Origin of the sequence: Bacteroides sp. ZJ-18, from assembly GCF_011038705.2 — a bacterium.
Taxonomy (GTDB): domain Bacteria; phylum Bacteroidota; class Bacteroidia; order Bacteroidales; family Bacteroidaceae; genus Bacteroides; species Bacteroides hominis.
Genome location: NZ_CP072198.1, coordinates 998,388 through 1,012,410 on the forward strand (window position 1 = coordinate 998,388; position 14,023 = coordinate 1,012,410).

The 14,023-nt window shown below is 34.1% G+C and carries 13 protein-coding genes and 1 pseudogene; 6 read left to right on the top strand and 8 right to left on the bottom strand.

Annotated elements, in window-relative coordinates; all coding sequences use genetic code 11:
- Positions 1 to 5 precede the first annotated feature (5 nt).
- From G7Y45_RS04085 to G7Y45_RS04105, 5 genes are all read left to right on the top strand, one after another.
- On the top strand, positions 6 to 227 hold the full coding sequence (locus tag G7Y45_RS04085; protein ID WP_022011668.1) for an NVEALA domain-containing protein: 222 nt from the start codon (positions 6 to 8) through the stop codon (positions 225 to 227).
- Positions 228 to 459: 232 nt separating this feature from the next.
- Positions 460 to 726 (top strand): NVEALA domain-containing protein, encoded by a 267-nt coding sequence (locus G7Y45_RS04090; protein WP_032530735.1) that lies wholly within the window; start codon positions 460 to 462, stop codon positions 724 to 726.
- Between the two features lie 129 nt (positions 727 to 855).
- Positions 856 to 1,974: a 6-bladed beta-propeller gene (locus G7Y45_RS04095; RefSeq protein ID WP_137568998.1), complete on the top strand. Its 1,119-nt coding sequence runs from the start codon at positions 856 to 858 to the stop codon at positions 1,972 to 1,974.
- Positions 1,971 to 2,840, top strand: a complete 870-nt coding sequence (locus G7Y45_RS04100; RefSeq protein ID WP_137568999.1) for a DUF1573 domain-containing protein — start codon at positions 1,971 to 1,973, stop codon at positions 2,838 to 2,840. The genes G7Y45_RS04095 and G7Y45_RS04100 overlap by 4 nt, the downstream gene beginning before the upstream one ends.
- Before the next feature lie 165 nt (positions 2,841 to 3,005).
- Positions 3,006 to 4,286, top strand: a complete 1,281-nt coding sequence (locus G7Y45_RS04105; protein ID WP_165015010.1) for a kelch repeat-containing protein — start codon at positions 3,006 to 3,008, stop codon at positions 4,284 to 4,286.
- Positions 4,287 to 4,338: 52 nt separating this feature from the next.
- Here G7Y45_RS04105 and G7Y45_RS04110 read toward each other — a convergent pair whose 3' ends face one another.
- From G7Y45_RS04110 to G7Y45_RS04145, 8 genes and pseudogenes are all read right to left on the bottom strand, one after another.
- Positions 4,339 to 5,631 carry a retropepsin-like aspartic protease gene (locus G7Y45_RS04110; RefSeq protein WP_165015007.1) on the bottom strand — a complete coding sequence of 431 codons (1,293 nt, stop codon included), beginning with the start codon at positions 5,629 to 5,631 and terminating at the stop codon, positions 4,339 to 4,341.
- A gap of 410 nt (positions 5,632 to 6,041) precedes the next feature.
- Positions 6,042 to 6,683, bottom strand: a complete 642-nt coding sequence (locus G7Y45_RS04115) for a flagellar motor protein MotB (RefSeq protein WP_165015004.1) — start codon at positions 6,681 to 6,683, stop codon at positions 6,042 to 6,044.
- Complete coding sequence (locus G7Y45_RS04120) at positions 6,673 to 8,175, bottom strand: hypothetical protein (protein WP_065739744.1); 1,503 nt, start codon at positions 8,173 to 8,175, stop codon at positions 6,673 to 6,675. Before G7Y45_RS04120 ends, G7Y45_RS04115 begins: the two co-directional genes overlap by 11 nt.
- 12 nt (positions 8,176 to 8,187) lie before the next feature.
- Positions 8,188 to 8,883: a hypothetical protein gene (locus G7Y45_RS04125; protein ID WP_005779536.1), complete on the bottom strand. Its 696-nt coding sequence runs from the start codon at positions 8,881 to 8,883 to the stop codon at positions 8,188 to 8,190.
- A 13-nt stretch (positions 8,884 to 8,896) separates the two neighbouring features.
- Entirely contained in the window at positions 8,897 to 10,138 is a 1,242-nt protein-coding gene (locus tag G7Y45_RS04130; protein WP_165015001.1) for a DarT ssDNA thymidine ADP-ribosyltransferase family protein, read from the bottom strand.
- A 303-nt stretch (positions 10,139 to 10,441) separates the two neighbouring features.
- Positions 10,442 to 11,720, bottom strand: a pseudogene (mobV, locus tag G7Y45_RS04135) (MobV family relaxase).
- 179 nt (positions 11,721 to 11,899) lie between these two features.
- On the bottom strand, positions 11,900 to 12,154 hold the full coding sequence (locus G7Y45_RS04140) for a hypothetical protein (RefSeq protein WP_139018704.1): 255 nt from the start codon (positions 12,152 to 12,154) through the stop codon (positions 11,900 to 11,902).
- A 69-nt stretch (positions 12,155 to 12,223) separates the two neighbouring features.
- Positions 12,224 to 12,361 (bottom strand): transposase, encoded by a 138-nt coding sequence (locus G7Y45_RS04145; RefSeq protein WP_032542923.1) that lies wholly within the window; start codon positions 12,359 to 12,361, stop codon positions 12,224 to 12,226.
- Positions 12,362 to 12,697: 336 nt separating this feature from the next.
- Between G7Y45_RS04145 and G7Y45_RS04150 the strand changes: the two genes are divergently transcribed.
- Complete coding sequence (locus G7Y45_RS04150) at positions 12,698 to 13,870, top strand: 6-bladed beta-propeller (RefSeq protein ID WP_241158964.1); 1,173 nt, start codon at positions 12,698 to 12,700, stop codon at positions 13,868 to 13,870.
- Positions 13,871 to 14,023 lie beyond the last annotated feature (153 nt).

Below are 14,023 nucleotides of genomic sequence, written 5' to 3' on the forward strand. Positions count from 1 at the left end.
AGTATATGAAAAAGTATTTAAAAGCAATTGGCTGTTTTGCCATTTTCGTATTGGCTGTATTCTCGTATTTCAGAGAGCAATCTTATAAGTTGGATTCTTTGTCATTACAGAATGTTGAAGCATTGGCTGAAGGTGAGGAATATACACATATTTCTTGTATAGGTGTAGGCTCTTTGGATTGTCCTGTTAATCATAGTGGTGTGAAATATATATTTAAAGGATATTAAATATTTAATTGGGTTGGGAAGGGAGTGGAACGATGCATGCTCTGGAAAAGTTTAGAATCGTCCACTCCCGGAAAAACCTTCAAAAGAAAGGAGGTTTATAGGTTACAAAGGTAATGAATTTAAGTAAGAATCAGTAGGTGCATCATTTACTTTTTCTGCGGGTGGGTGATTCCCCGAAAAAGAGACACAAGAAACAACAAAATTATTAACCTCATAAAAAGGTGTGAAAATTATGAGTAAGAAAATCTTCGCGGCCCTGATAGTCGCTGTAGTCGCAACTTTTGCAGGCTACAATATATATCAGTCACAGAAAACAGAGAAAATAGTTTCAGACTTGGTGATGGCTAATGTCGAAGCATTGGCAGGCGATACTGAGGGTGGTGCTACTATCACTTGCTCCCGTACGTGTTCTGATGGAGTAGGACGTTGCTACAAGACCATTGATAAGTGGGGAAACTGTCATTTTGACGGTAGTCAATTATATTCTTGTACCTGTTAACTATTAAGAAGAAGTTATACCAAAAGTTTAGAGTTTCTTCATTTCCTTTTTTAAAATACGGGAGAGGAGATGATTATTACAAATTTCTTGGTATAACTTCCTGCATTGTTAATCTAATCTAATAAAGTTATGAAGAATATCTTGTTACCACTTCTCTTGTTTGTACTTTTTTCATGTAAAAGTACTGGAGATAAAACCGACTGTGAAGTATTACATGTCGATTTGGTTGAACGCCCTGTTCCAACGGAAGAATTATTTTCTAAAATATCTGTCATTCCATTGGAAACCAATGATAGTTCCTTTCTTGTAAGGCCTGTGAAAGTTATTATTAAAGATAACAGATATTATATTGTCGATGAAGGGGTTCCGGCTGTGTTTTCTTTTGATGAAGAAGGGCATCTTTTGCATAAAATAGGTAAAAAGGGACAAGGTCCCGGAGAGTATCGTGAAATATACGATGCCGTTATTAAAGAAAAAGAAAATGCAGTGTATATGCTATCTCCATTTGGCTCTCTTTATGTGTATTCTCTGGATGGAAAATTCATAAAAGAAATAGAACTGCCAACGAGGGCAAATTATCAATTGATAGAGGAGCTGGAGAGTAAGTATTTCATTACATGGACACTACCTGCTTCTGAGAATGATAATTGTATCAGCGTTATTTCTAAAGAGTCTTCCAAGAATGTGAAAGAATTTTGGCATGTGCCTCCCGTTTTCACTATTCTGAATTCTAAACCTTTCTATAATTATGAACATAAAGTATATTTTTCCAATCCTTATCAAAATGAAGTATATGAAGTAAGGACAGATAGCTTACGGGTTGCATACCGTTGGGATTTTGGAAAAGATAATCTTGATTTGAAGGAGTATGGATTCACTTTATTAGAGGATAAAAAGGTTGAAGAATATAAATTAATGTTGCAGTATTTACGTGATTCTACTGTGCCTTATTTTTTATGCGATCAATATCAGAATGATAAATTCTATTATATCATGTTGGTGTTTGGGCTTAAGCATTCGAAAAATCTATTTTACCGGAAGGAAGACGGCAAAAGTTTCTTTTTTGAAAAAACAACAGAAGACATTCATTTTGAACCTTTAGCCTTTAATGAAGATTTCCTGACTTGTATTGTTTTCAATGAAGACTTTCCAAACTATGAAAAAGTGCTTCCTCCAAAGGAATATAAGAAGCTGGAAGAGCGTTTAGAAGATGATAACCCCTGTTTAATCAAATTTTATTTTAAATGAAAAATCTTATATTTGTACTGGGTTGCTTTCTCTTTCTAATCTCATGTCAGCAGACCGAGAAGGAAAAACTTGAAGAACTTGTTAAAAATTGGAATGGGAAGGAGGTACTATTTCCGACAAATCTTAGTTTTACGTTATATGGAAAAACTCCTGTCGATTTTAAAATCCCTGCTTCGGATTATAAGATCGTGACCTATGTCGATTCGTTGGGTTGTTCCAGTTGTAAATTGCAATTGCCTAAATGGAAGGATTTTATGAAATATGCGGATTCTATAGTAGGCTATCAAATACCGGTTCTTTTTTTTCTTCATCCTGCTAATGTTCGCGAGATGAGGTCTGTGTTAAAACAAAATCGTTTTGATTATCCTGTTTGTATGGATACGGAAGATACTTTTAATAAAGTGAATAAGTTTCCTTCACAGCTAAATTTTCAAACTTTTTTATTAGATAGAAACAATCATGTAATTGCGATAGGAAATCCGGTCCATAATTACGATGTAAGAGAACTCTATATCCATCTTATTTCAGGAGGAATAGATGGAGATTCTCTTTCAAATATGCGAACTGTGATAAAAATAGAGAAAGATATGGTTGATTTGGGGAGTTTTGATTGGAGGCGAGAGCAGCATATAACTTTTGAGATACACAATATTGGTGATAATAATTTAGTCGTTTATGATAATAAGACATCTTGCGGATGTACTTCTGTTGAATACTCGAAAGAACCTGTTCAGCCCGGAAAGTCTTTAGCAGTTAAAGTAACTTATAAAGCGGACCATCCGGAACACTTTAATAAAACTATTATACTATATTGCAATGCTTCCGCTTCTCCTTTGGAGTTAAAGATAACTGGAAATGCTGAATAATTTAATGTTTATATTTAGTACTTTTGAATCTTTATTGACAGGTATTTGTATATGTCCCCTTAGCTTGAATATATGTTGCTAAATATAGGTAGTCAACCTTGGATCATTGCATTGGAACCTATTAATGTTATGGTTCAAGGTTGATTTTTATTTAATATTTGTTATATGAGAAATCTGTTTTTAATATTCCTTTTTTGCTATGTAACTGGGAAAGCCCAGGACAGAGCGTGTGTCGTGAGTGAAAAGGATAGCATTCCTCTTTCAAATGTATATATCTGTTTGAAAGATAGGAAAGTCATAGCTATCAGTGATGAAAAGGGTGTGTTCTCATTAGAGAAATATGATTCGTTGTCATTGAATGATACTTTATATTTTTCTCATATTAATTATTTGCACAAGAAATTGTCTTATGGTGATTTAATTAAAAATAGATGTACCGTTTTTTTGATAGAGAATAATCGGGTTTTGGAAGAAGTATCTATTTTTAGCAATAGGCATTTAAATCGCTTTTTGCATTATGAAATATTGTCTCCATTGAAAAGAGGAGTCTATTCGTTTGCTTCGGTCTTGGTAGATGGGCAGATTTATATTGTAGGAGGGAGTACGTCGTGCGGTCCCTTTCAGAGTAATATACGTTCTACTCTATTTTGGGAAAAATATAGTAACATGATGTATAGATATGATATCAAGCAAGATAAGTGGGAGACGATCAGGCATAAGTTTAGAGAAAGGGCATATCATACGGCGGGTTATTATGATGGAAAAATTTTTATTTTAGGGGGAAAGAGATTGTCTGAAACCAGAATTGTTGATTATCTGGATAATGCAATAGAAATATATGATATTAAGCGTGATACCGTTTGGACAGATTATACTAATCCGCATCAAGCGACTTTATTGGGATCCGTTGTGTATAAAGATAATATGATTGTTTTAGGCGGTGTTAAAAAGGTTTTGCAAAATAATGAAGGAGTCTATTCGGATGAAATGCATTTATGGAATTTAAAATCCGGCTATTGGTATGAGTTGGGAAAAATGCCGATTAGGCAAGCTCCTGATGCAATTCTGGTTGATCATTGTATTTATTTAATCGGAAATAGTAACGGTGGCGGCTGGAGTATTGAATGTTATAACTTATTGACAGGCGCATGGACCAATGCCGGACATTTGTTATATCGGCTTGGCTGGCCCAGTTTAGCTTATCATAATGATATAATTTATATTTTTGAACAAGGTGTTGTGCAGACGTTCAATATAAAAAGCAGGCAAGTTCGTTCGTATATGATAGATCTGAAATTGAAATCTCCAGCTTTGTATTACTTTGATGGGAAATTATATATTTTGGGAGGATTTTATATGGGAGATCCCTCGCGCAATGTATATAGTATTGATCTGAAAGAATTTGATAAAACAGAAATCGATTATTATTATAACAATAAAAGGTAAGCATTCGGTGAATCCTGTCTATTGTATAGAAACTGAACTTTATTGTTTTTTCTTATTCTACCATTATTATCATATTTTTAAAATCTAAAAGTATCTCTTTGCGATTTTTGAAATAGTCAACCCCTAAATAGCCATTGTATTTGCCATTAGCATTCTTCATGATAGAAAACTTATGCATATTTGTTTTGTGTTTATCAATAATTAAAGGGAAATCAGATATTGAATAGCTTTTATTAACTATAAATCCACTTATTCCACCAGCCTTGACAGAATCTTCTTTAAGTTTTAGCTCTCCCAATTTATCTTTGTTTTGTTGATAGAAATCATAATTAATATATCCTTCCATAGTCATACCTGTATCACAGAATAAAAGTAAACGAAGATTATTATAGAAAGCTTCTACTCCAACACTACCCATGAAATTAATCATATTAGAAGGTCGTTTTTGGATATTTAAATCTTGTGGAAGAGATGGGAATATTATTTTCTGTTCTTTAGGGTATATTATTGTTTGACCTATAGCTTCCATGAAAGGATTACCTAATACAGCTTCCATAGTATATACCAACGAATCTGTTTTGGGAAAAATATTGTCAAGTATATTAACTTTTACATTAGTGTAGGTAATATTACCTATTCTGAGTGTATCTACAACTCCCACTTTTGAATAGACAATGTCACCTGATATACCTGTTATGGACATGGAGTCTGCTACAACCTTTATGTGGTGCTTTTTTGCAAATGAGGTCGAAACCATATGAATTGCTGCTCCGGTATCAAATATAAAAGGTTCTTTTGTTCCATTTATTTCTACTGGAATGTACCAATAGTGTTTTGCACCTTTTATGTCTGTAATCATGTCTATAATAACTTCAGAGTTAGGAGATTGTTTTATGACTTCGCTCTTAGGCGTATTGCTTAGATTTTTATACCCTTTGTAGTAATTATGTATCATTGTCTGCATTTCTGCGTCTTTATCGTAGTCGTTCACTTTTTTTAGAGTTTCAGCAGCCTCTTTATATTTTCCTATTTTAGATAATTGTTCCGCCTTTATTATTGTATAAGCTATAACCGCAGATGAACCCAAATCTGCTGAATAGTTATTTAATAAAGAATCAAGTAGGCTTATAGCCTCATGTGGTTGATTAAATGCGCAATTTATACCAGCTTCAGCCATTAATCCTATCATTGGATATGCTAAACTATCCTTTATAGTAGGATAGACCCTTTTTAGTTCCAAATAATCGTACGTGTTGATCAAATCTGCAACTTTTTGATCAGTATATTGAGCATATGATGAAAAACATAGACTCAGAATTACTAAAATCAAGCTTGTTCTTTTCATAATATTATGGTGTTGTTTACAAATATGGTAAGTCTTATAGATGATAGCAAATATTCTTTTCCAAAATTTGTTAATCTTGTTTGGGGTGCTTGAAGTATTTTAAATTAATATGGTAGAATATTTATTTGGTTTTCTTTTTATCAAGAAATATCGAAATGAATATTTATCATTGGGAATATTGGGCATTTAATTCGATTAAATAATCAAAGTTATTATTGAATATATTCTTATAATTTTGGAATTATAGTAAGGGCTTTGGGAAGAATACTAAATTTTGAGGTAATGAGTTGGCAACTGTGTCTATTACTGTAATCTGCTTCGCCTTACTTCTTAGAGTAACTCTTATCACAAAAGTATAAATCTCGATAGAAGAAGCCTCTTCTATTATTTTTCTGTCGAATTTTAGATTTTCATTCAATGATTCCTGGTTTAGGAATGATATGCATGACAAATCTCTGGTTGTCTTTATTCCCTCTAATATCAGGTTGCACACGAAACTTGCTAGATTGTCCACTACCGGAAATCAATATTTCGCAATTACCAAGAGAATCAAATTCAATGCTATTAGTAGACCAGAATTTTATCAGAGCTAAAGCTCTCTCATAACTAAGTTCGTAATTTTTTATATAATTATCTTTTGATGACTGTCCTTCTATTATGAGAAGATACTGAGCTTCGGGTATTTTTATTTTAGCATTTTGCATAAAAAGCATAATAGCTTCTCCTGCTTTCAAAAGTTTATCAAGTTGCTCCTTCTCTATATCTTGGATATTGGAACTATAAGTGTTGAAAGAAACGTCAATATCTCTTAAGGTGTGTCTTTTAAACTGCTCGTCATACTTAAAATATTTATTGTCTATTTCTTTAATCGAATTGTTTAATTCCTCAATCTTTTCAAGTTGTTTCTTCGTTGCATTAGCAGTTCTGTTCAGTTCAGCATTTATTCCTTTCATTTTTACAATACTTACTATAAATAAAACAAGCATAACAAAGAAAAGACTTGTCATTAAATCCGAATAGCTCAACCAAAAAGAATCTTTTTTATTTCTCATTGTCATATTTTTCCACGTTAATATCTTTAATAGATTTCGTCATTGTATCTATTGCCATTAATATAGATTTATTCAAGTCTATATTCTCGATTTGAGCATCTTTATAATCTTTTCTAAGATTAAGAATTTCACTTTTTAAATCCTTATAGCACTCTGCTTGCACTTGGGTGTATTGAACAAGGGTTGCTATCACCTCTTTCATTTTATCAAAAGACTCAAAGAAATCTCGGTTTCCAGAAACAAATTTTTTGATGTACTCGGTTGATGCTGTAAGTTGCATAGACAAACTGTCTGAAACATGCTTTGCATCAGTCATTAATAAATCAAATTCTTTGCGCCAAATGTCTCGTCCTTCTGAACCTGTAGGGAAGTGCGTTTCTATTGCTTCTTTGAACTCTTGCTGGAGAATTGCTGCTTTATTTTGATTGCTAACAACAACTGATAATCCAGCACCAAATTCATCGAACCTTGACAAGACTGCATCTATTTTTGATGCTGCATCTGTAACTCCTTTAATAGTTGTATTAAGTTGTTCTTGATAAGTTTTAAATACATATAAGGATTCTGCAGAATCTTTAAGTGTCACAAATGTTTCCGCAATTTTATTGGCAGTTCGTGTCAAACTCAATTTGTTTATTTCTTCCAATACAAGATGTTGTTTCTCTAAATTGTCATTTAATAGTTCTGCCGAATCTGCATAAGCATTCAAATTCTTGCCAAACTTATCAACGAAATGACCAAGAACTCCTTTTAAAGAATTCAAACTTGATGCCATACTATTTGAAAGTACAGGCATTAATTCTCTGCGTATGAAATCATAATAATCCTCTTTTTTAGCATCAACAATAGTCATAGTCTTACCATATGAAAAAGCACTATTGTATACTGTAAGACCTAATCCAACCAAACTTGCCCCCATTGCCGCCATGACACCATAAAGAAGATGTTGCAAACCATTCATATTTCCATTACTTGCCAATATAGCAGAAAAATCGACTCCCCATAGACCTGTTATAATTCCTACAAATGTACCTGCAAGTCCTATATACAATGGAACATTCAAAGAGCTATGTATTTCATTCTCCAATGCATCAATTTGATGTTCACAAATACCTTTCAGAATGTCGAAATCTGCACTTGTTCCCACATTCTTACAAAGATATTCATTAGTCCGTGAAATAATTGATGAAAACTTGGTAGATTGGTTATTATTCTTCAAGGATATTAAAGTAATATCCATGTATTCTTCGTTTTCGCCTTCTTCATCTGAGTATTTAGAAGGAATATTCTTTATGAATTCTTTCAATTTACTTTTGCTTTTGAGGACATCTGTTGTTATGGAGGACATCTTTAAATCTAGTGAATCAATGCTCGGAAAAAAAGATTTCAACTCTTTGATACGCAAACGCGTTTGATTGAAATTCCATAATTGAAATAGAATCACGCAAATTACTACTGCAATTGCAACAATAAGGGCAATATTATTATCCATATTCTGTATGATTTATTCGTTAAATAATTTTATTTGTTTAGGCTTTGCTACTTTTTTTGTACGCTTACCTTTTACTTTTTTTGCTTCTTTCTCAATCTGTTTCTTTTGTTTGAGTTCTGCTTCGGTCATAGGTGAATATTGTTGAACTTCGTTGGGATACTTTCCTTCAATGTATAACTTCACAAGACCTGCATGAGAGAGCGGCTTAGTTATATCTCGGAAATCAATATTGGTGTTATAGTCAAGTAAAACTATATCTTGCTTAATTGATTGTGCTTTGATACGTTCTACTACATGATACACTTCTTTAATATTATCAAGAATCCATTTATATGTGGGTAAATAAATAAGCATTCTAGCCTCAAAATAGCCAAGAAGTTCTTTTCCATAAGCTCCTTTTCGATGTCCTAATGGGATTCCGAATTTTCGTACAGTTCTCTTCAAATTATGCATAGTATCATTCTTGAATGTCGAAAAATCCACATCTGCATTTTCAAAAACTTTAAGTCCTTGCCATACGGCTTCAACACAAGTAGCCTTTAACGTATCTGGCGTAAAAGGTATAGGAATATTGCCATGCGGATAGAACGGGCTCAGTATTTGGGCATATCGCATGGTAGAATTTGAAGTTACGTCAAGAATAACTGCATTAGGGTATTCTTCTTGTATCTTTTCGATTTTTCTTTTTCTATTTTCAATGTATATCATGTCTCACTTTTAATTATATTAATATTGGATTGTCTATATTTATAATATATTCTAACGGAATAAATGTCTTGACCATAACCTCTGCTTGATGAGGTTTGAAGTCTTCATCATTCCTATTTACATAATGTCTTTTTGTTGCTGCAAAATTTACTTTTTGTAAGTGGCACAAATCACCTCCATGAGAGTGTAATTGGTCTGCTGCATTTATATCGGAAAATAATGTTTCTTTAAACCATGCCACATCTATTTTTATTCGGAGCAAAACCAAATTACTTCCACTTTGTTTAAGTCGCCATGTCATAGGATGGTCATCACAAAAGCTTAATCTGACATAATCTTGTAAACCATAACGCATATCAAGGTTTTCAGAGTCCGCATCTCCACCTTGGTTGGGTATAACGATACCATGTGTTTTACAATAATGCCAAGACAGGAGTCCTCTTTGCTTTTTGATGGACAACAGGTTTCTCCTATCTGTAAAATGATAAAAGCAAGTAATGCCATTAGCTGTGAGTATATCCTTGAAACTTTGAATATTTAGCTTTTTTTCATTACAGAGAGAGTTTAGACGATCACGTTCAGCCTTTTCTGCTATTTCTTTTTGTCTTGCTTGTTCTGCAAGCCTTTTGGCTGCTCCTTCTCGTACTTCGTTCTCTTTTCTCTGTTTTTCTTCAATTTCACGTTGTCTACATTCTTGTTCTTTTCTTTTTTTTCTTGCTATATTCTCCTTTTTTTCCCGTTCTTCAGCAATTCGTTGTATTTCTCGCTTCTCTAATGTTTCTCGCAGATTAAGGATACTATTTTGTACTTCTTTGTACTGTTGCAAAATATGGGAAGTATGTATCTGAGATATTATAGATTGAACTTTATCGAAAATTTTATCTGCTTCATTGAGCTTTTTCCTTGATATAAGCGATTTTATCTCAAGTAAATCTTTATTTAACTGGTCTTCTAATGCAACTAATCTTTCTTGTTCTTTTCTCAGACGCTGTTCTTTTAAGAATTTTACTGTAACAATATCTGGAAAGCTATAACGAACGAAGATAGAAACCTCTTTGAAAGATTTATTTTCTTTAGGAGTTAGGTGATACCAATTAACGGATACAGTTTTCATGCTATTTCTAGTAGAAACCACATCTTTGCGCCTCCCTTCTAATATGTTAATCTTAGAGGAAGATTTACCTATTTCCCCCTTAGAATATGGGGAGATTGGTTTATCAAAGCCAAATACTTTTTTTATCCATTCAAAAAGCATATATCCTTTTTTATACAGAAGCGTGGAACTGCAATGCCACTTCTTAATTTGGAGGTCGTAGGAAACCTTGGATACAGATGTAGTAATAGCAGCCCACGCTATAGCGTGAGAACCACTATGCCATCCTTGTGTCCTTTTGAAAATTTCCTACGTTCCCAAACTATAAGATAAACATAACGCTTCTTTTTTCCTAATATGTATTGGAAAGAGTTTTCTCAATTCAATCGCAAAAATAGTACAAATCTTCAAAAATAAGGCTGTTTGAGAGTAATATCTTTGTGCCACAATGGAATAAAACTTTTTTCAGAGCCTCATTCCTTTATTTTGTTTAGTAGGAACATCCAAATTTTCTTTCCATTCGCTCATCTTCGTTCTGAACCATTGTATCAGTGAAACTCCATTTACTCATATCTGAAAGTTCCCTTTCTTACTGTTGTCTTTCCCAAACGGAAATGTGGCATTTTCTGCTTGGAACTTGCGGTTAAACTCCGAAGAATAGAAATTACCTTTAAAAGGTACTTTTTTGAACCTGCATAGCTCACTAATGATAGCATCGGAAAAGTATATCGTATTCCGACAATAATCAATCAGTGGCAATAGCTTTTCCACATAAGGGAAGTATCTTCTTGCCTTATCAAGGCATTCTGTAAGTTTAGATTGTTCCGTTTTGTGTTCCTTCTTGATATACTGCTCCCGCTCTTCTGCTTGGCTTTCAAGTTCAGAGATGCGTTGCTTCAATTGTTCATTCTCCGTTTTAGTTTTATTGCTTTCGAAAAGAGAACCGACACTTTCCACAATATTTGGTAGCAATGGCTGTCGCTGCTCCTTTCAGCCGTTCGGTATGCACCTCTTTCTTTACTTGTTTCAATTCTTCCTGCGCTATTTGCTGTTGCTCTTTTAATTGCTGCACGTTAATTTGTAGCTCTCCGGTCTGGCACAGTAACTCACGGTAATATTCTCTGGTCGAGACGTGTTTGACTTTCGAGTCATCAATGCCACGTTGTAGACCGTATCGCTTCATGGCTTCGGCATAGGTCTCTTGATAAGACTTGAGTTTATTCCTTGTCATAATTTCATCTGCACATAACCGGGGCATATCGGTTGGTTTCTTTCGGTATCGTTTACTAACCTGTTCTTCTTTTTTCTTGCGTTTACGCTCACCTCTGACAAGTGGCACGAGCGTAGCATGGATATGGGGAGTACTCTCATCCATGTGCAAGACTGCCGAAACAATATTTTCTTTTCCAAATGTATCCGAAAGATATTTCAGATTATCGTCACACCATTCATCAAGTTTACCCTCCTGCTCAATACGCTTCATATTTTTGGGAGTACCCGTCAATAATATTCGGATTGCCCTTACTTGGTTCTTTCCGATTTTACGTGGCAGTTCTGCATTCTCCAAACGGTGTTGGATAGCTTGTGTTCGGTTCGTCACACCATCGGGAAAACTTATCAGTTCTCGATTGAGGTGCGTTCTGTTTTCATCTGCATTCTTTGGTTTGATGGTTCGTTCGATGTGGGCGGACATGGCACTGTCCATTCCGTTAGTTTTCTCCATGTGCAATACGGCATAACCCATATATGATTTCTTTTTTAACTTGTGGAACAATAATTTATATAACCCGTTTATAGCACGGAAGCCATTCATAAGGAGAGTCCAGAGAGGTGAAACCTCTTTGGCTTATTGGGGAATTTTTAGTGTAATACTCAAACTCAACTGCTTTGTTCTTCCAATTTATTCGTCTATTCCAGCGTTTTTTAGTAATATTGCTTTAGTGCTATGATTTCATCTTTAAGTTTTCCTAATTCATTTATTGCTTGATTAAATTTTTCTTCATTATAACGTGACTTTATTATATGGAAACATTCTATTTTCTTATTTTCTGGGTATAAAAGTTCTATTAAATAGAGCTGGTTGAATATTATGTCTGCATGATTAACTCTGTACGATACATTTGGGGATTCTCTAAAAATGTGTCCAAAAGTAATCATGATACCTACACTTGGTTCCATATTTTGACCCCGTTTTACAAGTACATATCCACGTAGTTTCTCTAACAACAAGTCAAGAGGGAGCATACGTCATTGACAACCGGTCTTCACTAAATAAAAGATTGCATTCCAAATCATTCGTAAATCATATTTTCGCTTTCTTGCTTGCGGGTTCAACACTTTTGTTATATATTGCCACTCTGTTTCCGTTAAATCAGTTTGATACATCTTTTTTTAAGTTTGATCACTTCAAAGAAAGCAACTATCAGACTGATATGGAAACTTTGTTAGAATTTTTTTTACCGCCTCTAAACAAACTGCAAAATGCAGTAGTATTGGAAGGTCTGGAAATGAAGGTGATTTTCGGGGGAAGCGGGTCTTCGTTGTGCCCAGATGGTTATCCGTATGTATTCAGGTGTTCTAATGGCAATCTACATTGTTGCAAAGTTAATTCAGAGTCTGTTTGTTGTCCATAATTGACAACTTACTCTTTATTAAATGCTTATCATCTATTTTGGTGGATGATAAGGCTCTGTTAATTAATTAAAATTGAAGATCATGAATATGAGAAAAGTATTTTATTTAGTTCTATCACTTGTAATTGCAAGTTGCACCTCTAATAAGGAACTGCAAGAGAAACTGGCATTTATTGATGTCACCAAAGAATATCCCGAAAAGAAAATTGAGCTCACCGATATTGCGGATGTCTCTTATCTGTACCTCAATTCGAAAAATGATGATTATCTCTATAAAGGCAGCATTGATTATGTAACCGAAAACAATATTATTGTTATAGACCGCTCTCAGAACAGCGTGCTGTTTTTCTCAAAAGAGGGAAATCCCAAATCACATTTTAACCGTAGGGGACAGGGATCGGAAGAATACAGAGATGCATATTCGGTAATGTATGACGAAGCAAATGATGAAGTGTTTGTTTCGCCCGACTTTAGCGATCATATTATGGTCTATTCATCATTGGGTGAATTCAAAAGGAAAATAAATTTACCTCAGACGAATGTTAACGGACAAATGGCCTTATTTGACGATGTGTCCATATTGGTGTATGATAACACGAAATTGTGGAAATCTATCATGCAAAGCAATGCCCCAGATATAGTACAAACCATTGATTCAGCTTTCTTTCTTATTTCTAAATTGGATGGTACAGTGCTGGATTATATCTCACTACCAAACAAAAATATAGATCTGAGTTATAAAGATTTGAACAGTGTATTTACTGGTCAGGTGAGTTACGGACGTGTGAGAAAGTCGGCTGACGGATTACTTTTATACAATCCTGAATCCGGCACCGTTTTTCATTACAGCAAAGAAAAGCGTTTAACTCCATATATGCACAAAAAACCAATATTGAGCAGTCAAACCTCAATGACGGTTATGGATATCTGCATGGATGCGGGAAAATATCAGTTTATAGCGGTTTACCCTTATCGGGAAACAGCGAAATCTCCGACACCAAAGTATTATATGCGCAACAAAGCAACAGGAGAACTGTTTCGCCCAAAAATAACTCTTTCCGATTTTGAAGGAAAAGAGTTGTATATCAATCCCCGGCTTTTAAATTATTATGAACATGCATACCACTTTGAACTGGATTTTGCTGAACTCGAAGAAGCATATTACAAAAACAAGCTCAGCGGTAAACTCAAAGAACAGGTTGCTTCACTTCTTGAAGATGAGGAAAGTAATAATGTTTTTGTGTTTGCGGATTTTTATTGATAAAAACACACCTTCTGGGGTTGTTTTCAATATTGAGTGATTTGTAAAAAGAGTTACAGATAAGCCTGGACTACATGAAGAGATGATATTACATGTCGTACCAAGATCAATACAATATTTTAGTAATTGCCAACAAGTCTTCAAACTACAAAA